The sequence below is a fragment of the Pseudomonas sp. FYR_5 genome, from assembly GCF_043106315.1.
GTDB classification, from domain to species: domain Bacteria; phylum Pseudomonadota; class Gammaproteobacteria; order Pseudomonadales; family Pseudomonadaceae; genus Aquipseudomonas; species Aquipseudomonas putida_Y.
The window spans coordinates 1-26,255 of record NZ_JBICMK010000082.1 but is presented as its reverse complement, the minus strand read 5'-3'; the positions used below and the strand labels follow the sequence as shown (position 1 = coordinate 26,255).

The 26,255-nt window shown below is 63.6% G+C and carries 19 protein-coding genes; 10 read left to right on the top strand and 9 right to left on the bottom strand.

Going from position 1 to position 26,255, the window contains the following annotated elements; genetic code table 11:
• Position 1: 1 nt before the first annotated feature.
• The 3 genes from ACF8RA_RS14065 to ACF8RA_RS14055 are packed head-to-tail and all read left to right on the top strand — an operon-like array spanning position 2 to position 3,687.
• Positions 2 to 1,735: an ABC transporter ATP-binding protein gene (locus ACF8RA_RS14065; protein ID WP_392462121.1), complete on the top strand. Its 1,734-nt coding sequence runs from the start codon at positions 2 to 4 to the stop codon at positions 1,733 to 1,735.
• Positions 1,725 to 2,402: a peptidase S8 and S53 subtilisin kexin sedolisin gene (locus tag ACF8RA_RS14060; protein ID WP_392462119.1), complete on the top strand. Its 678-nt coding sequence runs from the start codon at positions 1,725 to 1,727 to the stop codon at positions 2,400 to 2,402. The genes ACF8RA_RS14065 and ACF8RA_RS14060 overlap by 11 nt, the downstream gene beginning before the upstream one ends.
• Complete coding sequence (locus ACF8RA_RS14055; RefSeq protein WP_392462117.1) at positions 2,395 to 3,687, top strand: NAD(P)/FAD-dependent oxidoreductase; 1,293 nt, start codon at positions 2,395 to 2,397, stop codon at positions 3,685 to 3,687. The genes ACF8RA_RS14060 and ACF8RA_RS14055 overlap by 8 nt, the downstream gene beginning before the upstream one ends.
• A gap of 52 nt (positions 3,688 to 3,739) precedes the next feature.
• On the opposite strand, the gene ACF8RA_RS14050 is transcribed toward ACF8RA_RS14055, so the two are convergent.
• On the bottom strand, positions 3,740 to 4,993 hold the full coding sequence (locus ACF8RA_RS14050) for an MFS transporter (RefSeq protein ID WP_129932243.1): 1,254 nt from the start codon (positions 4,991 to 4,993) through the stop codon (positions 3,740 to 3,742).
• Positions 4,994 to 5,244: 251 nt separating this feature from the next.
• On the opposite strand from ACF8RA_RS14050, the gene ACF8RA_RS14045 reads away from it, so the two are divergent.
• Positions 5,245 to 6,984 (top strand): sigma 54-interacting transcriptional regulator, encoded by a 1,740-nt coding sequence (locus tag ACF8RA_RS14045; RefSeq protein WP_392514195.1) that lies wholly within the window; start codon positions 5,245 to 5,247, stop codon positions 6,982 to 6,984.
• 194 nt (positions 6,985 to 7,178) lie between these two features.
• Positions 7,179 to 8,453, top strand: coding sequence for a carbohydrate porin (locus ACF8RA_RS14040; protein ID WP_392519260.1), 1,275 nt, complete (start codon positions 7,179 to 7,181; stop codon positions 8,451 to 8,453).
• A 68-nt stretch (positions 8,454 to 8,521) separates the two neighbouring features.
• On the opposite strand, the gene ACF8RA_RS14035 is transcribed toward ACF8RA_RS14040, so the two are convergent.
• From ACF8RA_RS14035 to ACF8RA_RS14015, 5 genes are all read right to left on the bottom strand, one after another.
• Positions 8,522 to 9,523 (bottom strand): alcohol dehydrogenase catalytic domain-containing protein, encoded by a 1,002-nt coding sequence (locus tag ACF8RA_RS14035; protein ID WP_392519259.1) that lies wholly within the window; start codon positions 9,521 to 9,523, stop codon positions 8,522 to 8,524.
• Between the two features lie 10 nt (positions 9,524 to 9,533).
• Entirely contained in the window at positions 9,534 to 10,352 is an 819-nt protein-coding gene (locus ACF8RA_RS14030) for an SDR family NAD(P)-dependent oxidoreductase (RefSeq protein ID WP_021782943.1), read from the bottom strand.
• Between the two features lie 34 nt (positions 10,353 to 10,386).
• Positions 10,387 to 10,908 carry a 2,4'-dihydroxyacetophenone dioxygenase family protein gene (locus ACF8RA_RS14025; RefSeq protein ID WP_392519258.1) on the bottom strand — a complete coding sequence of 174 codons (522 nt, stop codon included), beginning with the start codon at positions 10,906 to 10,908 and terminating at the stop codon, positions 10,387 to 10,389.
• A gap of 206 nt (positions 10,909 to 11,114) precedes the next feature.
• A complete protein-coding gene (locus tag ACF8RA_RS14020) occupies positions 11,115 to 12,428 on the bottom strand; it encodes a hypothetical protein (RefSeq protein WP_392519257.1) in 1,314 nt (437 codons plus the stop codon).
• A 138-nt stretch (positions 12,429 to 12,566) separates the two neighbouring features.
• The gene (locus ACF8RA_RS14015) at positions 12,567 to 14,060 is read right to left on the bottom strand and encodes an aldehyde dehydrogenase family protein (RefSeq protein ID WP_392519256.1); all 1,494 of its coding nucleotides are present in this window, start codon (positions 14,058 to 14,060) and stop codon (positions 12,567 to 12,569) included.
• 403 nt (positions 14,061 to 14,463) lie between these two features.
• Between ACF8RA_RS14015 and peaA the strand changes: the two genes are divergently transcribed.
• The 5 genes from peaA to ACF8RA_RS13990 all read left to right on the top strand — a co-directional run bounded on the left by peaA (position 14,464) and on the right by ACF8RA_RS13990 (position 20,800).
• Positions 14,464 to 16,029, top strand: coding sequence for a quinohemoprotein amine dehydrogenase subunit alpha (gene peaA / locus ACF8RA_RS14010; protein ID WP_392487696.1), 1,566 nt, complete (start codon positions 14,464 to 14,466; stop codon positions 16,027 to 16,029).
• Between the two features lie 48 nt (positions 16,030 to 16,077).
• On the top strand, positions 16,078 to 17,508 hold the full coding sequence (gene peaB / locus ACF8RA_RS14005) for a quinohemoprotein amine dehydrogenase maturation protein (protein WP_064492342.1): 1,431 nt from the start codon (positions 16,078 to 16,080) through the stop codon (positions 17,506 to 17,508).
• A 1-nt stretch (position 17,509) separates the two neighbouring features.
• Positions 17,510 to 17,833, top strand: coding sequence for a quinohemoprotein amine dehydrogenase subunit gamma (qhpC, locus tag ACF8RA_RS14000; RefSeq protein WP_014590799.1), 324 nt, complete (start codon positions 17,510 to 17,512; stop codon positions 17,831 to 17,833).
• 31 nt (positions 17,834 to 17,864) lie between these two features.
• Positions 17,865 to 18,986 (top strand): quinohemoprotein amine dehydrogenase subunit beta, encoded by a 1,122-nt coding sequence (gene peaD, locus ACF8RA_RS13995; RefSeq protein WP_392462103.1) that lies wholly within the window; start codon positions 17,865 to 17,867, stop codon positions 18,984 to 18,986.
• Positions 18,987 to 19,126: 140 nt separating this feature from the next.
• A complete protein-coding gene (locus tag ACF8RA_RS13990; RefSeq protein WP_392514189.1) occupies positions 19,127 to 20,800 on the top strand; it encodes a fatty acid CoA ligase family protein in 1,674 nt (557 codons plus the stop codon).
• A 366-nt stretch (positions 20,801 to 21,166) separates the two neighbouring features.
• Here ACF8RA_RS13990 and mobA read toward each other — a convergent pair whose 3' ends face one another.
• The 3 genes from mobA to ACF8RA_RS13975 all read right to left on the bottom strand — a co-directional run bounded on the left by mobA (position 21,167) and on the right by ACF8RA_RS13975 (position 26,119).
• Positions 21,167 to 21,742: a molybdenum cofactor guanylyltransferase MobA gene (gene mobA, locus ACF8RA_RS13985; protein ID WP_392514188.1), complete on the bottom strand. Its 576-nt coding sequence runs from the start codon at positions 21,740 to 21,742 to the stop codon at positions 21,167 to 21,169.
• Positions 21,743 to 21,803: 61 nt separating this feature from the next.
• Positions 21,804 to 24,932: a multidrug efflux RND transporter permease subunit gene (locus ACF8RA_RS13980; RefSeq protein ID WP_392460843.1), complete on the bottom strand. Its 3,129-nt coding sequence runs from the start codon at positions 24,930 to 24,932 to the stop codon at positions 21,804 to 21,806.
• 11 nt (positions 24,933 to 24,943) lie between these two features.
• Positions 24,944 to 26,119: an efflux RND transporter periplasmic adaptor subunit gene (locus tag ACF8RA_RS13975; RefSeq protein ID WP_209965567.1), complete on the bottom strand. Its 1,176-nt coding sequence runs from the start codon at positions 26,117 to 26,119 to the stop codon at positions 24,944 to 24,946.
• Between the last annotated feature and the right edge of the window lie 136 nt (positions 26,120 to 26,255).

The following is a 26,255-nucleotide window of genomic DNA, read 5'->3' as shown; positions in this document are numbered from 1 at the left end:
CGTGGGCGGCCTGTTCGCAAGGCTGGTGGATTCCAGCGACCCTGTACTCATGCGCCAGGCGTTGGCCTGGCTGTATGGTTTCGTGCGCCCCCATCGGCGTGCCATCGGCCTGTTGCTCAGCTTGTCGCTGGGTGCATCGCTGCTGGCGCTGGCGCAGCCCTGGCTGGTCAAGACCCTGATCGATGAAGGGCTGCTGGCCAAGGATTACCAGACGCTTTGGCACATGGCGGCAATCATGATCGGCGCGGGCCTGCTGGGCACGGTGCTGGCCGGCGTCAACCGCTACCTGCATACGCGCTTGTCGGGGCGCATCCTGTTCGCCTTGCGCGACGATCTTTACCGCCATCTGCAGCAGTTGTCGCCGACCTTTTACGGGCGGCGGCGTATCGGCGACATTCTTTCGCGGCTGGATGGCGATGTGGCAGAGATCCAGCGCTTTGCCGTGGACTCGCTGTTCTCGGCGGTGTCGGCGGTGATCGGCCTGGTGGGCGCGGTGACGTTGATGCTGATGCTGTCGTGGCAGTTGTCGCTGTTGCTGGCGCTGCTGGTGCCGATCGAAGTGCTGTGGCTGCGCTGGATGCGGCGCAAGGTGGAGCGCGAAGTGCGCAACTTGCGTGAGCGCTCGGCGGACGTGTCGTCTTTCCTGGTCGAGACCCTGCCGGCGATGAAGTTCATTCAGGCGGCCGGCCAGCAAGGCCGGGAAGCAGGGCGCCTGGACCAGCTTGGGCAAGGTTACCTGCGCCAGTTGCTGAAGGTGCAGGTGACCGAATTCTTCACCCAGGCCATCCCCGGCACGCTCACCTCGTGGTGCCGCGCCTGTGCGTTCCTGGTCGGTGGCTGGTGGGTGATCCAGGGCACCTGGCAACTGGGCGCGTTGATCGCTTTTTCTACTTACATGGGCATGGCGGTTGGGCCGGTGCAGAGCCTGTTGGGCTTGTACGTGGCGGTGCAGCGCATGGCTGTCAGCCTGGGAAGGGTGATGGAACTGAAGCAGGAAGCGGTAGCGGTGCATCAGACCGCCAACCCGCAGCCCATCCCCGATGGCCCCGGCGAGTTGCGCCTGGAGGCGCTGAACTTTGCCCATGAGGGGCGCCAGGGTGCGGTACTGAAAAACGTGCAGGTGAGCATCCCGGGTGGCCTGAAAGTCGCCATCAGCGGTGCCTCCGGGGTGGGCAAGTCAACCCTGATCGACCTGCTGCAGCGCTTCTACGACCCGGACGCCGGGCGCATCCTGCTGGACGGCGTCGACCTGCGCGACCTCGACCTTGTTGCATTGCGCAGGCAAATCGCTGTGGTCAGCCAGGACATCGTGCTGTTCCGTGGCACCCTGGCGCAGAACCTGGCTTATGGCGTGCCCGAGGCCAGCCGTGATGAACTGGAACGGGTGGTGCGCCTGGCGCGGCTGGACAGCCTGGTCGACAGCCTGCCGTTGGGCCTGGATGGCTTGCTGGGCGAGCGCGGCCAGCAGTTGTCCGGGGGGCAGAAACAACGCATCGCCATTGCTCGTGCAGTGTTGCAGGCCCCGGCGATCCTGGTGCTGGACGAGGCCACTTCGGCGGTGGATGAGGCCACCGAACGTGAAGTGATCGCGGCCATCGACCAGCTGTTCGCTGACCGCACGCGCATCCTGATCAGCCACCGGGCTTCGACCCTGGCCGATGCCGACCTGCACCTGCAACTGCATGACGGCCAGTTGCAGGTACTGGCGCAGGAGGTGATCAATCATGGGCACTGACGTGCGCGTTGGCATCATCGACAGCGGCTGCTCGCCGGAGCAGGCCAACGGCTTGCTGGATGCCCGCCGTTTCTGGCTGGAAGACGGCCAGTTGCGCGAAGGTGAAATGCTCCCCGACCCGCTTGGGCACGGCAGTGCGGTGCTCGCCAGCTTGCAACACGAGGCCGGTCCGGTGTCGGTGCTGGTGGCCCAGGTGTTCAGTGACCAGGCCAGCACCAGTGCGTTGCAGGTGGCTGCTGCATTGCTGTGGCTGGTGGAATCGGGGGCCACGCTGATCAACCTCAGCCTGGGCTTGCAGCAGGACCGGCCCGTGCTGCACCAGGCTTGTGCCGAGGCGCTGGCAGCTGGTGTGCTGTTGTGTGCATCCAGCCCGGCGCAGGGTGGGCCGGTGTACCCGGCCAGCTACCCTAGGGTATTTCGATTGACCGGTGATGCGCGTTGTGCGCCCGGCCAGTGGTCCTGGCTTGGCACCCGGCAGGCGGACTTTGGCGGTTATGTGGGGGCGGGCGGCCGAGCGGGTGCGAGCTTGGGCTGTGCAGCTTTGAGCGGAAGGATTGCGGCTTTGCTGCGTGACGAGCCGGGTAGGGATCGCCAGCAGGTCCATGACTGGTTGCGCGATCACGCGGCGTTCATCGGCCCAGAGCGTCGGGGGCCCAGCCATGGTTGAGCCGCGCATTGTGGTGCTGGGTGCCGGCCCTGCGGGTGCCGCCACGGCCATTGGCTTGCGGCGGCTGGGTTACACCGTGACGGTGGTGTCGGAGTGGCGCCGTTTCGCGGCCGTAGAAGGCGTTTCGCAGCGGGTGCTGGAGGGCTTGCGTCATGCAGGCCTGGGCGGGGCCTTGAGCCAGGCGGCCATGCCGGCCACCCGCCAGGTGCACTGGAATGGCCAGCATCTGCAGATGAACCAGGAGTTTTTGCTCGACCGGCAACGTTTTGACCAAGCGCTGCGCGAAGACCTTCAGCGCGCAGGCGTGCGTGTGGTCGAGGGGCGGGTGCGTGAGGTTGTGCAGGGGGGCGGTCATCATGTGCGCCTGGACGATGGGCAGGTGCTGACCGCTGATTTCCTGGTTGAGGCCCGAGGCCGACAGGCGCCCCTGGCCGCAGACCGCCTGCGTGGGCCGGAAACGGTCAGCCTGCTCAACGTCTGGCAGGGTAGCCCCGGTGCACCTGCGTCGGCGGTGGAGAGCCTGGAGGATGGTTGGGCGTGGATGGCACGGCTGGAAGATGGCCGCTGTTACTGGCAAGTCACCCAGGACGCTGCCGGGCTGCCGGGGAAAGCTGGGTTGGCAGCGTACTGCGTGGCGTTGCGGGGCCGCAGCGCGTTGGTAGCCGAGCTGTTCGACGATCAGGCATTGATACCGGCACAGGTGCATGCACGTAGCAGTACCGCCATACTGGCGGGTGAATGTGTCGGGCAGGACTGGATCCGGGTGGGGGATGCCGCCATGGCCGTTGACCCGCTGTCGGGCAACGGGATTTTTCAGTCGCTCTCTTCGGCATTGCAGGCGCCGGTGGTGATCAATACGTTGCTGCGCAGGCCTGAGCGGGCCGAGCTGGCGCGGCAGTTTCACCAGCAGCGGGTCGAGCAGCTGTTCTTGCGTTTTGCCCGCATTGGCCGGGATTTCTATGCCCAGGAACAAAGCCGGGTGGGGCAACCGTTCTGGGCCCGGCGCCAGGGTTGGCCGGATGCGCAACCCCTGCACCTGAGCACGGACTGGCGAGCGGTGCGAGTGGCACGGCAGCCAGTGTTGCGTGACGGGCTGGTGGATGAAGCCGAGGTCGTGGTGACGGCGGACCAGCCGCTGGGGGTTTGGCATTTGCAAGGTGTAGAACTGGCACCGATAGTTCGCGGGCTTCATGCTGGCCTGGCGCTCAGTGCTGTGCTTGAGGGACAGCAGGTTGAGCATCAGAAAATGGTGCGACGTTGGCTCACAGAACAGGGCTATACCTGAACCCCGGGGCTGCATGGCGTCCCCAGGATCCCGGCTCGGAGCCTCTGGACCGCTACTCGCTTACCGCCGTCAGGTTGCTGCGCCCGACCGCGCGCAGGGGGGCAGTTTCAATCAGCCCCAACCCCAGCACTCCAACAACGATTGCGCACCCTGCTTGTAGCAGCAACGGGGCGCCAAGACCATGAATGTCCGCGAGCCAGCCGCCCAGCACCGGGCTGAGCACGCCGCCGACCACTTCACCCATGCCCATCACCAGCCCGACGCAGGCGGCAATGCGATGAACCGGTACGGTTTCTGATGGAATGGTGGCCATGAAGATCGGCGCCACTCCGCTGGCCGACCAGGTGATGAACAATACCGTGCAAAGCATCCAGAACGGCCCTTGAAAATACAGCGCTGCCAGCGGCGTGAGCGCCCCGATCAGGGAGAACACCACCACTACCAGGCGCCGGCCCAGGCGGTCGGAAAGCGCAGGCACGATGAAACTGCAGAGCGTGGCACTGGCACCTAGCACGCTCATCAAGATACCCATTTCGGTAGAGCCGAACTGCCGCTCGTTCATGTAGTACACCGGCATGAACGCCCACCCCAGCACCATCCACGCCACGTAGAAGCACGCGATGAGCATGCTCAACCAGACGTTGCGATAACGCAGCAGTTCTAACAGCGAACCTGCTGCGACGGGCTGCGAGGCGGACGGTGTCGTCGGCTGGGCAATGACTACCTCCCTGGGCTCGCGCACGTACTTCCAGATCATGCACGCGGCAATCAACCCGGGGATGCCCGCGACGATGAATGCAAGGCGCCAGTGGTAGTGGCTGGCCAGGGCCACGAGCAGCAGGGGCGCGATGCATGAGCCCAGCAGGTTGCTGCCAAAGTTCTGCATGATGCCCATGTTGTGGCCGCGGCGGCTTGCCGTGGAGTTCATCGCCATCAGGGTTTGCGAGATAGGCAGTATCGGGCCTTCGGCCACCCCCATCAGCAGGCGGGCAGCCAGCAGCATGAAGAAGGTGCTGGCCAGCCCGGAGAAGAACGAGCACACCGAAAACACGATCACGGCCACCAACAGGTAAGGCTTGCGGCGCCCGCTGCGGTCGGAACGGGCGCCAAGCAGGTACCCGGACAGTGCCCAGGTCAATGACAAGGCCGATACCAGCAAGCCGATCTGGGTATTGCTCAAGGACAGGTCGGCGGCCACGAAGGGCGCCAGGAAACTCATTGCATTACGGTCGAAGAAAACAAAACCGAAACTGAGGCTGAGCACGAACAGCAAGCGGTTTTCGTAGGAAGAGAACCAGCGGCGCATGGTGTATCTCCTGCATGATTATTGTTATTGGAATACGCGACGTTCAAAGGCGTCCGCCAGCAGGTGATAGCAAACGCTAGGCCAATTGCGCAGGCCAGCCCCAGGCCCTTGCATACAAGGCCTTGAGCCGGGGCTGGAGCGGCGCAAGCCTTGATCTTTGTTGATCAAGCTGGCAAAAGTTGATGATCAAATATCGGCCTGGCCATCGTGTGACACCGCCCGTGCGCAGAACAAGAACAATAGGAGAAGGTATGAGTCGTTCATCCATCGCGGCACCCCGCGAAGCTGTGTCGCGTTCCCCTCAGGCCTATGAAACCAGCAGCCCGACCCCGGCCGACCTGCGTCGCTACCTGCGGTTTTCAGATGAGGATGCGCGTATCTGGCTGGACGACCAGAGCATGGTCATGCTGCATTCCAGCGCGCTGGGTGCATTGCGCCGCGAGTTGATCGAAAGCGTCGGGCGCGAAGGCGCGCGGCGCATCCTGATGCGCATCGGTTATTCGGCGGGTAGCCAGGATGCCGCGCTGGTACGCAAGCGCTGGCCGGCATCGGACGAGCGCAGCTCGTTCATTGCCGGCGGCCGGCTGCATGCGTTGCAGGGTGTGGTGCGGGTGGAAACGGTCGACCTTGACCTGGACATCGAACGCGGCCACTTCCACGGGGAATACCTGTGGCACGACTCGCGTGAAGCCCATGAGCACATAGCCCACTACGGGGTTGGCGACGAGGCTGCGTGCTGGATGACCCTCGGCTACGCCGCCGGTTATGCCAGCGCCTTTATCGGCAAGCTGGTGGTGTACCGTGAGGTCGAATGCGTGGCCGCAGGCGGCCGCTGCTGCCGGATTGTCGGCGATACGGCAGATCGCTTGCCAGATCATGAGCACGGCGCCGAGCAGCGCTACTGGGACCCTGCGCACTTTATTCAGATGAACTCGATCTGGTCGCCCTCCGAGGGCGAGGCGGTACAACCTGCCTGCACGGCCAGCAGCTTGCCGCTGCAAGACGACATGGTCGGCATTTCTGCTGCTTTCAGCGTTGCCCGTCATCAAATTGCGCAAGTGGCACCCACCCGTGCCACGGTGCTGTTCAGCGGTGAGTCGGGCGTTGGCAAAGAGGTGTTCGCCAAGGCGCTGCATCGGCTCAGCCCGCGCGCCCAACAACCGTTGGTGGCGGTCAACTGTGCAGCTTTACCAGAAAGCCTGCTGGAAGCTGAACTGTTCGGTGCCGAAAAAGGCGCCTACACCGGTGCAACGCAGGCGCGTACAGGTCGTTTCGAACGGGCCTCTGGCGGCACGCTGTTCCTGGATGAGGTCCAGGCGTTGAGCATGAGCGCCCAAACCAAGCTGCTGCGCGCCTTGCAAGAGGGAGAAATCGAGCGGGTGGGCGGCAACAGGCCGATCAAGGTCGATTTGCGGGTTATTGCTGCGACCAACGCCAACCTGCGCGAAGCGATTGCTCGCGGCACCTTCAGGGAAGACCTGTTCTTCAGGCTGAACGTGTTCCCCATTCACCTGCCTCCGCTGCGTGAGCGCCGGGATGACATCCCGCTGCTGATGGAGCACTTTTTCAAACACTTCACCCAACTGCACGGCAAGCAGGTCACCGGGTTCAGTGCCCGGGCCGTGGAAGCGCTGCTCAACTACAGCTACCCCGGCAACGTACGAGAGCTGCAAAATCTGGTGGAGAGAGGTGTGATTGCGGCACCCGGGCAAGCATCGATTCGTACCCAGCACCTGTTCCCCTGCGGTGAGCAGGCGCCCCGCGCCGGGTTGGGCGTGGGCGGTGACGGCAGCCTGTGCAAAGCGCCCAGCGAGCCGGACCCGCAGGGCACGCCCATGGCCGAACTCAAGCATGCCATTCACAACCAGCAACTGGAGCAATATCGGCTGGTGTTGCAGGCCTGTAATGGCAATCTGTCTGCCGCAGCTCGGCAACTGGGTATCAGCCGTCCGCAGCTGGCCTACCGACTGAAGGCCCATGGGCAGGGGTGAATTGATGATCGAGCTTGATCAAAGCGGATCAATTTGATCAAGCCAGGCAACGAATACTGTTGGCACAACCCCATGATACAGGGCGTTTCGCCGCGTCCCGGGGGCTGGCACAGCCCTTGCGATGCACCAGGCGCGACTTCCTGAAGCGGTAGTTTCAGGTCGCACTTCATAACAACAAAAACAGAGAGTGCATCATGAATGCTCAACCGAGCGGCACCTGGGTGCCTGGCGTTCGCGTTACCGCCTTGTCCATTGCATTGACCGCCTTTGCGTGTGCTGCCCACGCACAGGAGGCGATCAAGCTGGACCTGCAAGTGTGGAACCTGTCGGTGAAAAACCTGGATACCGGCCCTGACCCTTACCACTATGCCAACAGCGGCAACGTGTTTGCCGGAGTCGAGGGCGACCTTGATGCATTGGCCAACATCGCCGGGGCATCGTTCAGCCTGCAGTACGTGTTCTTCCCGTTCATGCGTGGCGACGGGCAGCCCGCCCAGGACAGTTGGCAGGGCAAGGCCGGGAGTTTCTTTGCCGGGGCACCGATGCACAACGACATCGATACCGGCTACCTGGCTCGCTTTACCTGGAACCAGCGTCTGTTGCAGGACCACCTGGAACTGGCGGTGGGCCGCAGCAATGCCCGTCAGCACTTCTACATGGCCAACTGTGAGAACGTGATCACCTGCAACGACCCGGTCATCGATAACTCCACTGGTATCCTGCCGTACCCCTATGGCAGTTGGGGCGGTTACGCACGTTATCGTTTCGGTTCCGGCAGCTACCTGCATAGCGGGGCGTTCGAGTCAAACCCCCAGCACTACTTCAAACGTACCAAGGGATTTGACTGGGACCCGGGTGATGCCAGCGGTGTGACCTGGCTGGCCGGGGTAGGGGCGAAAGCGGATTTTACCCAGGACCCTTATGCGTACCATTACGAACTGAACGGTTTTCATAACACCGGCGAACAGATCGACCCCATGGACGGCCGCTTGCGCAGGGGGAGCGATGGGCTGCTGTTCAAGTTCCGCCAGACATTGGCCAGAGAAGGCGAGGCCGCCGTGCCCGAGCGGGGTTGGCAGGTGTTTGGCGCCTGGTCCTGGAGCGCCGATGACATGCAGCCTTTTTCCCATTTCGCCGAAGTTGGTGTGACCCGCCTTGGCCCGTTCGGTCGGCCGCAGGATACGCTCAACCTCAAGGCCAGCTACCTGCGCCTGGGTGCGCGCCAGGCAGCCTGGCAAGAGCACGCGCGGCTGCTTGCCACCGGCCGCGATGAGCGTACGCGTCGAGGTGTATCACGTATCGAGCTGAACACGCACTGGCAAGTCACCCGCAACCTGGCACTGGAGCCCAGCGTTCAGTACATCTTCAACCCGGACAACTTCTACAACCCCAGCGCGCCAGTGAGTGGCGACGGTGCGGTAATAGCCCTGGAGGTCATGTACAACCTCGGTTCCGCGCTCGGTTTGTAGGCCCTGAACGCAAACCTCCCGCCGAAGCGGGAGGTTTTAACCGGTGACTATTGAGGCGGTCAGGCCTGCTAGGGGGCTACCATGATCTTGCATTGATGCTGGCGTTGTCGCAGGGCTTCGAATGCCTGGGGCATCTCGGCCAGCGACACGGTTTCGCTGACCATGGTTAGCGGGGCGGCATCGGGGCCGTCCAGCACATCTATAGCGGCGCAGAACTCGTCCATGTTGAAGAACGCCGACATGACCAGGTTCACCTCCTTGGACACTGCCTGGAACGGCATGAACCTGTCCGCGACCGTGCACAGCCCAAGCACCACAACCGTGCCCCGTGGGCGCACATGGTCGATAGCCTGTGCAATCAGGCCTGGGCGGCCGACGCACTCGAAAACGATGTCGGCCGCGCCGCCCAGGTTTTGCGCAATACACGCCGGCAGTGCGCCGTCGCCTACCAGAAAGTGCGTCGCCCCAAGATGCAACGCGCGCTCGCGCTGCCAATCGCCCAAGTCGGTGATGGCGACGGTGGCTGCACCCAGGCGCCTGGCCCAGTAGGCCACTGCCAGGCCGATAGCCCCTGCACCCAGAATCAGTACCTTCGCGCCAGGCTTGAGCCCTGCCCGCATCACACCGTGCAAAGCCACGGCAAGGGGCTCGGCGAGGGCGCTGTCCTTGAGCCCGACACTGCTCGGAATAACCCGGCACTGGTGGCCCTTGGCAGTCGCCCACTGCGCAAAACCACCCCCCTGCAAGCTGAACGCGGGGCACCAGGCAGGCTCACCGCGCAGACAACTGGCGCACTGCCCACAACCGCGCAAAGGTGCCACGGCCACGGCATCGCCGACTTTCAGGTTGTTTACCTGCTTGCCACACTCAACCACACGGCCGCTGTACTCATGGCCCAGCACGCTGCCTGGGGCAATATTGAAAGCCGGGTCCTGGGTCATGTGCAGGTCACTGCCGCAGATGCCGCAGCGACACACCTCTATCAGAACTTCGTCGGCAGCGGGCACAGGCATCGCAACCGTGCCCAATTGCAAGGGCTGGTTCAGGCCTTTGAACAGAATTGCTTGCATCATCGCCTCCTCAGTCCACCCGGCCGAGCATCTGCCCGCCGTCTATGACAATCTGCGCGCCCGTGACGTAATCCGAGGCAGGCGAAGCCAGGAACAAGGCCAGGCCCTTGATTTCCTCGGTGGAGGCGATCCGATGTTGCGGCACTCGCTGAGCGAAGGCCGCGCGGTCGGCCGGGTTGCGCAAACGGCCCCCGGCGATGTTGGTCACGAACGGGCCAGGCGCGATCGCGTTTACGTTGATGCCGTAGCGGGCCAGTTCCATCGCGGCCTGCCGCACGAGTGACGCAGCGCCGGCCTTGGCTGGCATGTAGGGGGTGCCGACGATGGCTTCATTGATGATCGCGGCATTGGAGGTTGTGACGATGATGCGGCCCTGACCACGCGGTTTCATCAAGCACACTGCCGCACGCAGGGTGGTGAACACCGAGGTGAGGTTGGTTGCAAGCACCTTGTCCCAGTGCGCTTCGTCCAACGTCTCCAGTGCGCCTTCAGCGCAGCGCTGGCCCTCGCTGTCCAGAAAGCCGGGGCCAGCGTCGATGCCGGCGTTGGCGAACACAACATCCAGCCGGCCATAGCGCTCGCCGATGCGTTCGAAACAGGCATACATCGCCTGGCGATCGGTGGCGTCCACCACTTCCCCGTGCACGGCGAAACCCAGCGCGGTCAACCGCGCTACGTGTTCTTGCAGGCGTTCGTCGTCCACGTCAAGCAGGGTGACCTGCGCCCCTGCTTCGGCCATCACTTCGGCATAGGCCAGACCAATGCCGCTGGCGGCGCCGGTAACCACACAGGTCAAGCCTTCGACGGCAAATCGTTCCCAGTACTTCATCTGCGCCTCCCTGTCTGTCGACTGCTGCACCCGCTCACAGGAACAACGCCTGGTTGATTGGCAGCCCGTGTTTCTCGCAATGGCTCACGTAATGATTGATGAACCAGAACACATCGGTGGTTTCGGTGTACTGGCCGTGCTCGTCGAAAAACTCGATAGGCCCGTGAATCCAGAACAGTGCCTTCATGCCTTGCGGGTCATCGGAATACAGGGTGTGCGCCGTGCCTGGGGTTTCGAAGACAAAGCTGCCGGGCTTTGCGACCCAGTCGTACTCGTAATATCCCCAGGTGCCCTCCAGCGTTACTGCTGACACGGCTGCGCGGTGCCGGTGAGTGCCGATGCGGCCGCCGCCCTTGACCCAGAGAATGTTGCACACGCTGCCGGTTCGTACATCGAAGCTGAGGTGGCGTATGGCGGCGCAATCGCCGAACGGGACCCAGGGTGATTCATCCTCGCCGGTGCCTATGTGCCCGCCATGCAGGCCATAGCGGTCGACGATGGTGGCATGGGGCTCAGGCGGCAGTTGGACAATGCTTGGCTTCAGGGTGGTGTTCATGAACAGGCCTCGATGTGTTGTTTTTATGGTCGAGCGTTGGCTCGCGAGGATCTTGTGCACAGCCTGTGCCAAGCCCTGAAAGGCCTGATTTACGCAGGTTAGAGCGGGTTAAGGTGGTGAGAATTCATGCAGCTTGGCAGGCTTGATGATTAAATTTGATCAAGCGCGTGGTGCAGAAGGGGCGCGCCGCGCCCCGCTATTGCAGGTCAGAAGAAGGTCCCGACAATCAACTGCAGGTAAGTCCCGGTATCCCGCCCGCCCAACTGCGTACCGCCATTGGCCGCACTGCGCTCCGGTTTGTAGAACCCCACCACCGGACTGATCAGCAGGTGGTCGTTGACCATCCATTCCACATACAGGTCCAGCTCGCGTCCGCCAAGGTTGCCCTGGTCGGTGTCCAGCGTGTCGAAGTCGAAGTACAGTGCGCCGACGGTCAGGTTGTCCCGTGGCTTGCCCTTCAGCGCTACATGGTGCACTTGGCTGTTCTTGTTGAACGGCCCGGCATAGTTGGCTGCCACTTCACCCTGGAACCAGGTGCCGTAGCCCCGGCTCAGGCCATAGAACAGCGGGTCGAAGCCTTCTGAGAAGCGGCTGTAGCGATAGGTGGCGGTAGGTGACCAGGGCAATTGGGAGAAGGTCCAGTTGCCCTCCAGGTACCAGGCATTCTCGCGCCCGCCGGTCTTGTCCTGGGTCACGTACTCGGCGGCCAGCTCCAGGTCTTTGACGCCCAGGTTGCCGCGCCCGCGCAGGCTGGCGGTGTCCATGCCGTCGCGGTGTTCCAGGCCCATGATCTGCGCGTAGCGCTGGTCCACGTCGAGGCCGCGGATCCAGCTCAGGCCGACGGTGCCGGTATCGGCGACGTGCTCCAGGTTGGCTACCGCCAGGGAAGTGTCGGCTTGGTAATGGTTGTCGGACTTCAACCACATCAGGTCACCGCGCCAGCCCTGGTTACCGCCCAGGCGCAGCACGGCGGTGCGGTCGAAGGCCTTGCGCGCGGCCAGGTAGTAGGCACCGCCGCGATCGAAGTTGGCCCCCAGGTCGACCTTGCCCAGGTTGACCGGGTCACCCTGGATCAGGAAACCATCACCCAGGGTGACGACCTGGCGGCCACCGGAAATGTCGACGCCATCTTCGCCCAGCGCCGGAAACAGGTTGGCCGAGCGCCAGCCCAAATACAGGTCTTCGGTGGCGGTGCGGCGTTCGTCGCCCAAGGTCAGGCCGGCGGCGTCGCCATCGCCCCAGGTGGCGGAACTGAGCAGGCTGAAGGCGCCGTAGAGGGTGCCGCTATCGGCCAGGGTCTGGCTGCCGCTGAGGCCGTATTTTACGTAGCCTTCCTGCCAGGCGGTGCTGCCGGGTTGGCGGTTGCCGGCCTGGTTGAAGCTTTCGTCGCTGTGGAAGACACCGAACAGGGCTTCGAGGTTGGCGTTGAGGCTGGTGCCATCGTGGTTGTACAGCTCGTAGGCTTGGGCGGCGGGGGCGGTTAACAGCAGGGCCAATGTGCAGGCGAGTGTGTGCCTCATGGGTTTGCTCCATGGTTTTTATTGTTGTTTTTTTGTTGCCTGTGCCGGCCTCTTCGCGGGTGAACCCGCTCCTACAGGGCATGTGATACCTGGTGTAGGAGCGGGTTTACCCGCGAAGAAGCCGGTACAGGAAAAAGATCAGAGCTTGATCAACACCGATTTCAGCTCCGTGTAATGCTCGATGGCCGCTGAACCCATCTCACGACCAACGCCAGACATCTTGTAGCCACCAAACGGCAGCGCCGGGTCCAGCGCGCTGTGGCAGTTGACCCACACCGAGCCAGACTTGATGCGCGGGATCATGCGGTGCACGGCGGCCAGGTCGTTGGACCAGATGCTTGCACCCAGGCCATAGGGGTTGTCGTTGGCCATGCCGATCACTTCGTCGATGTCATCGAATGGCATCGCCACCAGCACCGGCCCGAAGATTTCTTCCTGTACCAGGCGGTGACGCTGGACCACATCGACAATCACCGTCGGCTTGACGAAGTAACCAGGCCCGAAACCTTCACCCCCGCAGGCGATGGTGGCGCCCAGTTCGCGGCCAAGCTCGATGTAACCAGTGACGCGGTCCTGCTGCTTGGCTGAAATCAACGGGCCCATCTGCACCGACGGGTCCAGCCCGTTGCCCAGCTTCATGGCATTGGCGATCCCGGCGATGTCGGCCACCACGTTGTCGAAGTGCTTGCGGTGCACATACAGTCGCGAGCCTGCGCAGCACACCTGGCCCTGGTTGAAGAAGATCGCCGTGGCCGCACCGGCTGCGGCTTCCTGCAGGTTGGCGTCGGGCATGACGATGGTCGGCGACTTGCCGCCCAGCTCCAGGGTGACGCGGGTCATGTTGTCCATGGCCGCCTTGCCGATCAGCTTGCCGACCTCGGTGGAGCCGGTGAAGGTCAGCTTGTCTACGCCGGGGTGGCGGCTGAGCGCGGCGCCGGCGTTCAGGCCGGTACCGGTAACCACGTTGAACACACCGGCCGGGTAGCCGGCCTCGTCGACCAGCTCGGCCAGCTTGAGCACGCTCAGTGGGGTTTCATCGGCAGGCTTGAGCACCACGGTGCAGCCGGTGGCCAGTGCCGGGCCGAGCTTCCAGCAGGCCAGCAGCAGTGGGAAGTTCCAGGCAACGATGGCGCCAACCACGCCCACTGCCTCGCGGCGCACGAAGCCGTGGAACTGGTCGTTGGGCATCAACGGCATGGACGCTTCGACGGTGCTACCCTCGATCTTGGTGGCCCAGCCCGCCATATAGCGCAGGAAGTCGATGGCCAGTTGCACGTCCATCACCTGGGCCACGGCGGCGCTCTTGCCATTGTTCAGGCATTCCAGTTCGGCCAGCTGACGCGCATCGCGCTCCATCAGGTCGGCCAGGCGCCACAGCAGGTTCTGCCGCTCGCGTGGGCGCATGCGGCTCCAGGGCGAGTCGTCGAAGGCCTGGCGCGCAGCGCGCACGGCGCGGTCGACATCTTCGGCTTCGGCGGCCGGCACTTCACCCAGCACTTCGCCGGTGGCCGGATTGCGGAACGACAGGGTGCGACCGCTGGCGGCGTCCTGCCAGTCGGCACCGATGCGCATCTTCAGCTTGCGTTCGAGAAAGGCGCGGGTGGTGGGCAGGATGGGCAGTTCGGAAAGCATGGGGCTGTGCCTCTTGTCATTGGATGTGACGGGCACTGGCGCAATGGCCGTGCCAACCTGGGCTGATGGCCGCAAAGCGTTGTGGGCGTTGGGTTTTGCCTGAGCGCAAGGTTGCGATTGCCGGGTTGCGCTGTTGCACATTGAGACGGTGTGAGACGGTGGTGAAACAGTGGCTGTTCGGCCTCTTCGCGGGCCCTGTCTCAACATGAAACACCCTGTCGCGAAATGGCACGCTGCAAATGGCCATCCCGGCTCCTGGCCAAGCCCCGAAAACCGCTTAAAAGGTTGAAAGGAAACGCTTTTACCCTAACTGGCACAGTTCCTGTATCACAACCGTCACATGCACACCTGCTGTACCAAAGCGTGCGAAAACGATAAGAACAACAACCGTGGAGGTCTGACCTTGAAGACGACTCGACTCCGGCGGCATGCGGGCAAACTGGCGCTGGTCGCCGCCGCGCTGCTGAGCACCCAGGCCATGGCGGCCGAGCAGGGCCCGAGCCTGTTGCAGAACAAGTGCATGGGGTGCCATATCCCCGAAGGCAACGACACCTATAGCCGCATCAGCCACCAGCGCAAGACGCCGGAAGGCTGGCTGATGAGCATCGCCCGCATGCAGGTGATGCATGGCCTTCAGATCAGCGACGACGACCGTCGCACGCTGGTCAAATACCTGGCCGACAAACAGGGCCTGGCGCCCAGCGAAACCGATGGCGTGCGTTACGCCATGGAGCGCCGGCTCAATACCGTCGAGCACTTCGACACCCAGCTCAGTGAGACCTGTGGCCGTTGCCACTCGGGTGCCCGTGTCGCCTTGCAACGGCGCCCGGCCAAGGAGTGGGAACACCTGGTCAACTTCCACCTTGGCCAGTGGCCGTCCCTTGAATACCAGGCCCAGGCGCGTGACCGCGACTGGCTGCCGATCGCCCTGCAGCAAGTGGTGCCGGACCTTGCCAAGCGTTACCCGATGGACAGCGCGGCCTGGGCCGAATGGCAGAAGGCCAAGCCCAAGGCGGACGTACTGCCGGGGCAGTGGGCATTCAGCGGCCATATGCTGGCCAAGGGCGATGTACGTGGGGTGATGAGCGTCACGGCCGGAGAGGGCGACACCTTCAAGGTCGAGGTCAAGGGTGCTTACGCCGACGGTACACCGTTCAACGGCAGCGGCTCGGCCATCCTGTACAACGGTTATGAATGGCGGGGCAATGTGAAGGTTGGCGATGCCAACCTGCGCCAGGTGTTCGCCGCGCTGGATGGCGAAATGAAAGGCCGCATGTTCGAAGCCGATCACGATGAGCGCGGCCTGGACTTCAGCGCCGTAAAAGAAGGCAAGGCGCAGTTGCTGGCGGTACAACCGGCGTTCATCAAAGCCGGAGGCGAAAGCGAAATCACCCTGGTTGGCAGCGGCCTGACTGGCAAGCCGGACCTGGGCGCCGGGGTGGAAGTGACCGAAGTGCTGGAGCAGACCCCGACCCTGGTAAGGATCAAGGCCCGCGCCGCATCCGATGCCAGGCCAGGCCTGCGCGAGGTGGCGGTAGGTGCGCTCAAGGGCGTGAACCTGGCGGTTTACGACAAGGTCGACGAAGTGAAGGTCGTGCCGGCGTTTTCCATCGCGCGCATTGGCGAGAACGGCGCCTCCGTGCCGAAAGTGCAGGGGCGTTTCGAGGCCGAAGCCTGGGGCAAGGATGCCGATGGCCAGCCGCTGCGTATCGGCTACCTGCCGGCCAGCTGGAGGGTCGAGCCGTTCAACGAGCGTGCTGTCGAGGATGAAGACGTCAAGTTCGCCGGGCAGATGCAGGCCGATGGCGTGTTCGTGCCAGGCGGTGCCGGGCCCAACCCGGAGCGCAAGATGATGACCAACAACGCCGGTAACCTCAAGGTCATCGCCACGCTGGCCGACGGTGGCCAGACCGGCGAAGGGCACATGATCGTCACCGTACAGCGCTGGAACAACCCGCCGCTGCCGTAACGGCAGGCTGCAACGGTTTTCCAACGGATCGATTATCGGGAGGTCGCCATGGGCGTACTACTGAACCTGGTCGAACGCAACCTGCACGAAGTACAGGTTGATGCCGACCGCATGCTGTTTCATATCCCCAGCAGTTCGCTGTTCACCGCTGATGCGGTGACCGGCGGCATCATCGACACCTTGCGCCAGCAAGGCTGCTCGGCCGAGGAGCTGATGCAGCGCCTTGGCCAGCAGTTTGCCGGCGAGGATATCCAGGACACCCTGCGCGAGCTGATCGCGCTGGAGCTGGTCAGCGACGGCTCGCCGCTGACCCCGGAAATCGCCCTCAGGCAGGTCGAGCGCACCGCGCTCAACACCGTGGTGCTCAACGTCAACACCGGCTGCAACCTCAGCTGCACCTATTGCTACAAGGAAGACCTGGACAAGCCTTCCGCCGGCAAGAAAATGAGTACCGCCACCGCCGAAGCCTCGGTGGAGATGCTGCTCAAGGAGTCACCCAACGAGCAGCGCTACAGCGTGGTGTTCTTCGGTGGCGAACCGCTGTCCAACCGGCCGTTGATCGAGCACATGGTGGCTTACTGCGAGCGGCGGTTCGCCGAGGCGGGCAAGCAGGTGGAGTTCATCATGACCACCAACGCTACCTTGCTGACCGAAGAAATCATCGATTGGCTCAACGCCCACCGCTTTGGCCTGTCGATCAGCATCGATGGCCCCAAGACCGTGCACGACCGAAACCGTATCACCGTGGGCGGGCAGGGCACCTATGATGTGGTGCGGCGCAAGGCCGACCTGCTGCTGTCCCGCTACACCAGCCGGCCGGTGGGGGCGCGGGTCACGCTGACCCGTGGCATTACCGACGTTGAAACCATCTGGAACCACCTGTTCAACGAAATGGGTTTTGCCGAGGTTGGCTTTGCCCCGGTTACCTCTGGCGACATGGCCGACTTCAACCTCACTGGCGAAGAGCTGGTGCAGGTGTTCGCCAACATGAAGGCACTCGGCCGGCGCTACCTGGAGGCGGCACTGGAGCACCGCAACATCGGCTTCTCCAACCTGCACCAGTTGATCACCGACATCCACGAAGGCCACAAGAAGGCCCTGCCGTGTGGCGCCGGGTTGAAGATGCTGGCGGTGGACCATGAAGGTGAGCTGAACCTGTGCCACCGCTTCACCGGCTCCAGCCTGCCCACCTTCGGTAACGTGCACCAGGGCGTGAAGCAGGCGCAGCTCAACGACTTTCTGTCGCAGCGCCTGGACCGCAGCAACACCGGCTGTGAAAGCTGCCGCATTCGCAACCTGTGCTCCGGCGGCTGCTATCACGAGAGCTATGCGCGCTACGGCGACCCGCAGCACCCGACTTATCACTACTGCGAACTGATGCGCGACTGGGTGGACTTCGGCATTGAAGTTTACAGCCGCATCATGGCCGCCAACCCGGCCTTCATCGATCGCTACATCACCCCGCGGAAGGCGCACTGACATGAAGCACTTGAAGCCCCTGAACAACAAGGCGCGCATCCTGGAGCAGGCCGCCGCCGAAGACCGTGTCGAAGAAGTGATGGCAATGAGCGCGGTGGCAGGCTGTACGGCCACTACCGACCCGGGCTGGGAGGTGGACGCCTTTGGCGGCGTGAGCTCGCTGTGCCAGCCGATGGAGGCCGACCTCTACGGTTGTTCGGACCCTTGCTGGTGGCCGGCCCAGGTGCCGGACATGATGAGCACCTACCAGGACTGGAACGCCCAGGCGACCAACTCGGCAGAGGACTGGCGCAACCTCGGCACCGTGTTCCCGAAAGACAAGTGACGGCCCAACAAGAATGACAAGGGGAAACCGCATGAAAGCTGGACGCTGCGCGCCATTGGCGCTCACCATCGCCGCCATGGCTTGCGCCGGGCTGGCACAGGCCGACGACACTGGCCCGGCACTGAAGGCTGGCCACGAATACATGATCGTGACCAACTACCCGAACAACCTGCATGTGGTCGATGTGGCCAGTGACACGGTCTTCAAAAGCTGCCGGATGCCCGACAAGTTTGGCCCGGGCACCGCAATGATGGCGCCGGACAACCGCACCGCCTACGTGCTCAACAACCATTACGGCGACATCTATGGCATTGACCTGGACACCTGCAAGAACACCTTCCACGCCAACCTGTCCAGCGTAGCCGGTGAAGTTGGCCGGTCGATATACTCGTTCGCCATCAGCCCCGATGGCAAAGAGGTGTACGCCACGGTCAACCCGACCCAGATGCTGAACGACCATTACGTGGTCAAACCACCGCGGCTGGAGGTGTTCAGCACCGCTGATGGCCTTCAGGCCAAGCCCGTACGCACCTTCCCGATGCCGCGACAGGTGTATCTGATGCGCGCCTCCGACGATGGCAGCCTGTACGTTGCCGGGCCGGACATTTACAAGATGGATGTGAAGACCGGCAAATACTCGGTGGCCCTGCCGTTGCGCAACTGGAACCGCAAAGGCTACAGCGCCCCGGATGTGCTGTACTTCTGGCCGCACCAGAGCCCGCGCCATGAGTTCACCATGCTGTACACCATTGCCAGGTTCAAGGATGACAAGCAGGACCCGGCCACCGCCGAACCGCTGTATGGCTACCTGAGCATCGACCTGAAGACCGGCAAGACCCACACCCAGGAGTTCGCCGACCTGACCGAGCTGTACTTCACCGGCCTGCGCTCGCCCAAGGACCCGAACCAGATCTACGGCGTGCTCAACCGTCTGGCCAAGTACGACATCAAACAGCGAAAGCTGATCAAGGCGGCTAATCTGGAACACACCTACTACTGCGTGACGTTCGACAAGAAGGGCGACAAGCTTTACCTGGGCGGCACCTTCAACGACCTGGCGGTGTTCAACCCGGATACGCTGGAAAAGGTGAAGAACATCAAGTTGCCGGGTGGTGACATGTCTACCACGACGCCGCAGGTGTTCGTTCGCTGAAACGGTGTGGGCTTCTTCGCGGGTAAACCCGCTCCTGCAAAAACCACCGCAGGCCCCAAATGTGGCGCCGTCCGGTGTAGGAGCGGGTTCACCCGCGAAGAAGCCAGCACAGAAAACACAAGAACAACAAGAGAACGCCCATGCCCCAGCCAAGCTACACCCAGGGCAACCAGGACAAGCCCCTGCTGACCCAATGCATCGGCGACGCGTTCGATGCCACCGTGGCCCGCTTCCCCGACCGTGAGGCGCTGGTGGTTCACCATCAGGCCCTGCGCTACACGTGGCGGCAACTGGCCGACGCCGTCGACCAGCACGCCCGCGCGCTGATGGCCCTGGGCGTGCAGCCCGGTGACCGTCTTGGCATCTGGGCACCCAATTGCGCCGAGTGGTGCATTACCCAGTTCGCCAGCGCCAAGGTTGGCGCGATCCTGGTCAACATCAACCCGGCCTACCGCTCCAGTGAACTGGACTACGCCCTTGGCCAGTCCGGCTGCCGCTGGGTGATTTGTGCCGACGCCTTCAAGACCTCCGATTACCACGCCATGCTGCAGGGCCTGCTCCCGGGCCTGGCCAGCGGCCAACCGGGCGCGCTGATCTGCGAGCGCTTCCCCGAGCTGCGTGGCGTGGTCAGCCTGGCGCTGTCGCCACCGCCAGGGTTTATGGCCTGGCACGCATTGCAGGCCCTTGCCGAGGTCGTCAGCGGCGAGGCCCTGGCCGCACGCCAGGCACAACTGCGTTGCGACGACCCGATCAACATCCAGTACACCTCAGGCACCACCGGTTTCCCCAAGGGAGCCACCCTTAGCCACAGCAATATCCTCAACAACGGGTACATGGTCGGTGAAAGCCTGGGCCTTACCGAGCACGATCGGCTGGTGGTGCCGGTGCCACTGTACCACTGCTTCGGCATGGTCATGGCCAACCTTGGCTGCATGACCCATGGCAGCGCACTGATTTATCCCAGCGATGCCTTCGACCCGCTGGCCACGCTGCGTGCAGTGGCGCAGGAAAAAGCTACTGCATTGTATGGCGTGCCGGCCATGTTCATTGCCGAGCTGGACCATCCGCAGTGTGGTGAATTCGACCTGTCGAGCCTGCGCACCGGGATCATGGGCGGCGCGACCTGCCCGATCGAGGTGATGCGCCGGGTGATTGGCGAGATGCACATGGCCGAAGTGCAGATTGCCTATGGCATGACCGAGACCAGCCCGGTGTCCTTGCAGACCGGTGCCGCTGACGACCTGGAGCGTCGCGTGACCAGCGTCGGTCGCACCCAGCCCTGGCTGGAGAGCAAGGTGGTGGACGCCGAAGGCAACACTGTCCCGCGCGGCGAGATCGGCGAACTGTGCACCCGCGGCTACAGCGTGATGCTGGGTTACTGGAACAACCCCAAAGCCACCGCCGAGAGCATTGACGCAGACGGCTGGATGCACACCGGCGACCTGGCGGTGATGGACGAGCAGGGCTATGTGTGTATTGTCGGGCGCAGCAAGGACATGATCATTCGCGGCGGCGAGAACATTTACCCGCGCGAGCTGGAGGAGTTCTTCTTCACCCACCCGGCGGTGGCCGATGTGCAGGTGATTGGCGTGCCGTGCAGCAAGTACGGAGAAGAGATCGTGGCCTGGGTGCGGCTGTACCCGGGGCATGGTGTCAGTGAAGAAACGTTGCGTGAGTGGGCGAGGGCAAGGATTGCGCACTTCAAGGTGCCCCGGTATTTCCGTTTTGTCGACGCGTTCCCGATGACGGTTACGGGTAAGGTGCAGAAATTCCGGATGCGCGAGATCAGTGCCGAAGAGCTGTCTGCCAGATGACCTTTTACGCGCGCAAGGTGAAAGCAACGACCTTGTGCGCGGTGGCGGACACACATCGGTGGTTGGACACAGGCCGTCGTAGGAGCGGGTTCACCCGCGAAGGGGCCGGCCCTGCTGGCCAGTATCCCTGGCTATTCACCGTTGCAGCGGCCACCGTATTCGCGGGTAAACCCGCTCCTACACCTGATCGGTGGCGGACACACATCGGTGGTTGGACACAGGCCGTCGTAGGAGCGGGTTTACTCGCGAACACCGGCAGAGCCGGTGCCATCCACCGCGTTTGCTTTTTCACGGGCATGCCCGCTCTCACAAGATCACCACAGTCCTGGCGTGTCGTGGATTACCCGTGGTAGCGGTGTCATACGCTCAGTCCTGCAGCCGTTCCGGGCTGTTGAAGTTGCTTAGCCGGCGATCACCCTCGGCGCACTCCAGCCCTTGCACCGCCTCGCGCAGCAGGGCCTTCTGCAAACTCCGCTCACCCGCTGCCCAGGCCTGCTCCAACACCGGCAACACCCGCTTGGGCAGTACGCTGAACATCGGCTGCCAGAAACCACCCTGACGCACCATTGCCGCGCTGTTACCGGTCACTGCCAGCCGCAGCAGGTCCTCGATCAATTCGCGATCAACCAGGGGCGCATCGCAAGCCAGCAACACCACCCACCCATGACGTGCCACCTTGAGCCCGGCAATCACCCCCGCCATTGGCCCGGGGAAGTCGGCTTCTGCATCGCCCACCAACCGGTCAGCGTATGCCCGGTAAGCCGCCTGGTTGCGATTGCAGGAAATCACCAGGTCGTCGCTCAATGGCCGCACCACTCGATGAACATGTGCAATCAATGGCTCGCCTTGCCAGTCCACCAGGCCCTTGTCACGGCCGCCCATGCGCTGGCCACGGCCACCGGCGAGAATGAGGATGGAGCAAGGGGGGAGTGCGTCAGGCATGAAAAAGGGTTCCGGGCAGTCATTGCCGGGAACCCTCCCATTTCACGGCGGGCTTGTCCAGTCAGCTTTCGCGGGGCACGGGTTGCCCGTCGCTGTCATGCGCCTGGCGTCGCCCGGACAGGCGCATCACCACCACGAAGAACACCGGCACGAACACCACCGCCAGGGTGGCGCTGAGCATGCCGCCGATCACCCCGGTGCCAATCGCCTGCTGGCTGGCCGAGCTTGCGCCGCTGGCGATGGCCAGGGGCACCACGCCGAGGATGAACGCCAGCGAAGTCATCACGATCGGCCGCAGGCGCAGGCGGGCCGCTTGCACGGCGGCGTCGACGGCGTCCACGCCCTGGTCTACCAGATGCTTGGCGAACTCGATGATCAGGATGGCGTTCTTCGCCGACAGGCCGATCAGGGTGATCAGGCCAACCTTGAAGAACACGTCGTTGGGCATGCCGCGCAAGGTCACCGCCAGCACCGCCCCGAGCACACCGAGCGGAACCACCAGCAGCACCGCAGTCGGAATCGACCAGCTTTCGTACAGCGCTGCCAGGCACAGGAACACCACCAGCAGCGACAGCGCCATTAGCAGGGGGGCCTGGCTACCGGACAGCCGTTCCTGCAGTGACAGGCCGGTCCATTCCAGGCCGCTACCGGCCGGGAGCTGCGCCACCAGCCGCTCGACTTCGGCCATGGCCTCGCCCGAGCTGTAGCCGGCGGCTGGCTCGCCTGAGATCGATACCGCCGGGTAACCGTTGTAGCGGGTCAGCTGCACCGGGCCGCTGACCCACCGGGCCTGAACGAACGCACCCAGTGGCACCATCTTGCCGCTGTCGTTGCGCACGTGAATGTTCAGCAAGTCCTCGACCTGGCTGCGCTGGTCACCTTCGGCCTGCACCACCACCCGCTGCATACGGCCCTGGTTGGGGAAATCGTTGACGTAGCTGGAGCCCACGGCCACGTCCAGCACCGTGCCGATATCGGCAAACGACACGCCCAGTGCATTAGCCTGACGGCGGTCGATTTCCAGTTGCACCTGCGGGCTTTCCGCCAGCGAGGCTTCGCGCACGTTGGTCAGCACCTTGCTTTTGCTGGCGCTTTCGAGCAACTGGTCACGGGCTGCCATCAGTTCGGCGTGGCCCATGCCGCCACGGTCCTGAAGGCGAAATTCGAAGCCGGTCGACTCACCGAGGCCGTCGATGGGCGGCGGCAGTACCGAGTAGGCTATCGCGTCCTTGAGCTGGGTGAAGGCCATGGTCGCGCGGTCGGCGATCGACTGCGCACTGTCGTCGGCGCTGCGCTCGGACCAGTCCTTGAGGGTGGTGAAGGCCAGCGCCGCGTTCTGCCCGCTACCGGAGAAGCTGAAGCCGAGGATCAAGGTGGTGTTGCCCACGCCCGGTTCTTCGGTATTATGCGCCTCGATCTGCGCGGCTACCTGTTCGGTGCGCATGCGGCTGGCGCCCGGCGGCAGTTGAATGTCGGTGATGGTGTAGCCCTGGTCTTCGGTGGGCAGGAACGCCGTAGGCAGCTGGCTGAAGCCGTAGCCCAGCACCGCCAGCAGCACCGCGTACACCAGCAGGTAGCGGCCGCTGCGCTTGAGTGCTTGCACCACCCAGCGCTGGTAGCCGTTGCTCATGCTTTCGAAGCGGCGATTGAACCAGCCAAAGAAGCCTTTGCGTTCATGGTGCTCGCCCTTGGCCACGGGTTTGAGCAGGGTGGCGCACAATGCCGGAGTCAGGCTGAGGGCAAGAAACGCCGAGAACAGGATCGACACCGCCATCGACAGCGAGAACTGCTGGTAGATCACCCCCACCGAGCCTTGCATGAAGGCCATAGGCAGGAATACCGCCACCAGCACCAGCGTGATGCCGACGATTGCACCGCTGATCTGGCCCATGGCCTTGCGCGTGGCTTGCTTGGGCGGCAAGCCTTCTTCGGCCATGATGCGTTCGACGTTCTCCACCACCACGATGGCATCGTCGACCAGAATGCCGATGGCCAGCACCATGCCGAACAGTGTCAGCACATTGACCGAGAAGCCCATGGCCAGCATCACGGCGAAGGTGCCCATCAATGCCACCGGCACTACCAGGGTCGGGATCAGCGTGTAGCGCAGGTTCTGCAGGAACAGGAACATGACTGCGAATACCAGCAGCATGGCCTCGAACAGGGTGTTGATGACCTGCTCGATCGACACCTTGACGAACGGCGAGGTGTCGTAGGGGATGTCGTACTTGACGCCTTCCGGGAAGTAGCGCGCCAGGTCCTGCATCTTCGCCCTTACCAGGGTGGCGGTTTCCATGGCGTTGGCGCCGGGCGACAACTGCACGCTGAAGGCGGTGGCCGGTTTGCCGTTCAGGCGCGTGCCGTACTGGTATTCCTGGGCACCGATTTCAACCTGGGCGACATCCCCGATGGTGACCGTTGAGCCGTCCGGGTTGGCACGCAGGACAATCGCAGCAAACTCTTCGGGGCTGCTCAACTGGCCTTTGACCACCACGTTGGCGGTGATTTCCTGGGTGCTGCGGCTGGGCAGATCGCCGATGCTGCCAGGGGCAACCTGGGCGTTCTGCGCGGCGATGGCTTCGGCTACATCGTTGGGCGTGAGGTTGAAACCGATCAGCTTGCGCGGGTCGATCCAGATGCGCATGGCCCGTTCGGAGCCATACAACTGGGCCTTGCCGACGCCCTTGAGGCGGCGGATTTCGTCCATCACGTTACGTGCAAGGATGTCCGACAGCGCGGTTTCATCGAGCATGCCGTCTTCGGAGGTGAGGGTCGCCAACAGCAGGAAGCCGGTGGACACTTTCTCTACCTGCAGGCCCTGCTGGGTGACTGGGCGTGGCAGGCGCGACTCGACCACTTTCAGGCGGTTCTGCACATCGACCTGAGCCAGGTCCGGGTGGGTGCCCGGAGCGAAGGTGGCAGTGATGGTGGCGCTGCCCAGGCTGCTCTGCGACTCGAAGTACAGCAGGTTGTCGGCGCCGTTGAGCTCCTGCTCGATCAGGCTGACCACGCTTTCGTCCATGGTCGCTGCCGAGGCGCCTGGGTACACGGCGTAGATTTCCACCTGCGGCGGTGCCACGTTGGGGTACTGGGCCACCGGCAGTTGCGGGATGGCCAGCGCGCCGGCCAGCAGGATGAACAGTGCGACCACCCAGGCGAATACCGGGCGATCGATGAAGAATTGCGGCATGAATCAGGCCCTCACTGGCCGGTATGCTGTGCGATGGGTGGGGCAGCGGGTGTATTGTCAACCTGCACCTGGTCACCGGCCTTGACGTGCTGAAGGCCCTCGACCACCACCCGCTCCCCGGCCGCCAGGCCCTCGCTGACGATCCAGCGGTCACCCTGGGCGCTGCCCAGTACAACCTGGCGGTCGCTGACCCGGGCTTGCTGGTCTACCACAAGCACCTTGGGCACACCGGCGCTGTCGCGCAGGATGGCGCGTTGCGGCACGCTCAGGCCCTTGGGTTGCACCGCTTGCTCCAGGCGTACCCGCACGTAGCTGCCTGGCAGCAGGTCGAGGTCCGGGTTGGGGAACTCGCTGCGCAGGGTGATCTGGTTGGTACTGGGGTCGACGCTGATGTCGGAGAACAGCAGCTTGCCCGGCAGCGGGTAGGCGCTGCCGTCATCCTGGATCAGCGTGGCGCGTGCCTGGCCGTCGCCCACCTGCTGCAATTCGCCGGCGCGCAGGGCGCGGCGCAGGGCGTTGAGCTCGCGGGTAGACTGGGTGACATCGGCATGGATCGGGTCCAGTTGCTGGATGGTCGCCAGCGGGGTGGTTTCGTTTTGCCCGACCAGCGCGCCTTCGGTGACCTGGGCGCGGCCGATACGGCCGGAAATCGGCGCGGTCACGGTGGCATAGCCGAGGTTCAGCCGGGCGCGCTCCAGCGCCGCCCTGGCTTCGGCCACTTCGGCATCGGCCTGCAGGAAACTGGCCTTGGCGTTGTCGTACTCCTGGCGGCTGACGGCTTTATCGTCGACCAGCTCGCGGTAGCGCTGCTCTTGCAGGCGCGCCTGGTACCGGGTGGCCTCGGCCTTGGCCAGCGTGGCGCGGGCGCTGTCATGGTCGGCCTTGAACGGCGCCGGGTCGATCAGGAACAGTACATCACCCTGCTTGACGTCGCTGCCTTCGCGGTACACTCGTTTGAGCACCACGCCTGCGACCCGCGCACGCACTTCGGCGGTGCGTGGAGCGAGGATACGGCCGCTAAGTTCACTGCTGATGGCCAGTGGCTGCAGTTGCAGGGTTTCCACGCGCACTTGCGCAGTGGGGGCCTGTTCGTCTGGTTCGGCGCTGTCGCTGCAACCGGCCAGGGACAGGCTCAGGAATGCCATGAGCGCCAACGGGCGCAGGCACGGGGAGAGGGTAGTAGGCATGCGGATCTTCCGATGATGACCCTGTATATGCTAAGGCACACGCTGCCTGGGCGGCTGTTAATACCTGTAGGGCGAGTGTGAAAAAGTGTGAAGAATGATCCTGTCGAGTGGTTGGGTTCTATATTCTGCATGGGCC

Bases quoted from the DNA above. Each gene is read 5' to 3' on its own strand.
- ACF8RA_RS14060 (WP_392462119.1), top strand. From the start codon at position 1,725: ATGGGCACTGACGTGCGCGTTGGCATCATCGACAGCGGCTGCTCGCCG.
- ACF8RA_RS14055 (WP_392462117.1), top strand. From the start codon at position 2,395: ATGGTTGAGCCGCGCATTGTGGTGCTGGGTGCCGGCCCTGCGGGTGCC.
- ACF8RA_RS14050 (WP_129932243.1), bottom strand. From the start codon at position 4,993: ATGCGCCGCTGGTTCTCTTCCTACGAAAACCGCTTGCTGTTCGTGCTC.
- ACF8RA_RS14045 (WP_392514195.1), top strand. From the start codon at position 5,245: ATGAGTCGTTCATCCATCGCGGCACCCCGCGAAGCTGTGTCGCGTTCC.
- ACF8RA_RS14040 (WP_392519260.1), top strand. From the start codon at position 7,179: ATGAATGCTCAACCGAGCGGCACCTGGGTGCCTGGCGTTCGCGTTACC.
- ACF8RA_RS14035 (WP_392519259.1), bottom strand. From the start codon at position 9,523: ATGCAAGCAATTCTGTTCAAAGGCCTGAACCAGCCCTTGCAATTGGGC.
- ACF8RA_RS14030 (WP_021782943.1), bottom strand. From the start codon at position 10,352: ATGAAGTACTGGGAACGATTTGCCGTCGAAGGCTTGACCTGTGTGGTT.
- ACF8RA_RS14025 (WP_392519258.1), bottom strand. From the start codon at position 10,908: ATGAACACCACCCTGAAGCCAAGCATTGTCCAACTGCCGCCTGAGCCC.
- ACF8RA_RS14020 (WP_392519257.1), bottom strand. From the start codon at position 12,428: ATGAGGCACACACTCGCCTGCACATTGGCCCTGCTGTTAACCGCCCCC.
- ACF8RA_RS14015 (WP_392519256.1), bottom strand. From the start codon at position 14,060: ATGCTTTCCGAACTGCCCATCCTGCCCACCACCCGCGCCTTTCTCGAA.
- peaB (WP_064492342.1), top strand. From the start codon at position 16,078: ATGGGCGTACTACTGAACCTGGTCGAACGCAACCTGCACGAAGTACAG.
- qhpC (WP_014590799.1), top strand. From the start codon at position 17,510: ATGAAGCACTTGAAGCCCCTGAACAACAAGGCGCGCATCCTGGAGCAG.
- peaD (WP_392462103.1), top strand. From the start codon at position 17,865: ATGAAAGCTGGACGCTGCGCGCCATTGGCGCTCACCATCGCCGCCATG.
- ACF8RA_RS13990 (WP_392514189.1), top strand. From the start codon at position 19,127: ATGCCCCAGCCAAGCTACACCCAGGGCAACCAGGACAAGCCCCTGCTG.
- mobA (WP_392514188.1), bottom strand. From the start codon at position 21,742: ATGCCTGACGCACTCCCCCCTTGCTCCATCCTCATTCTCGCCGGTGGC.
- ACF8RA_RS13980 (WP_392460843.1), bottom strand. From the start codon at position 24,932: ATGCCGCAATTCTTCATCGATCGCCCGGTATTCGCCTGGGTGGTCGCA.
- ACF8RA_RS13975 (WP_209965567.1), bottom strand. From the start codon at position 26,119: ATGCCTACTACCCTCTCCCCGTGCCTGCGCCCGTTGGCGCTCATGGCA.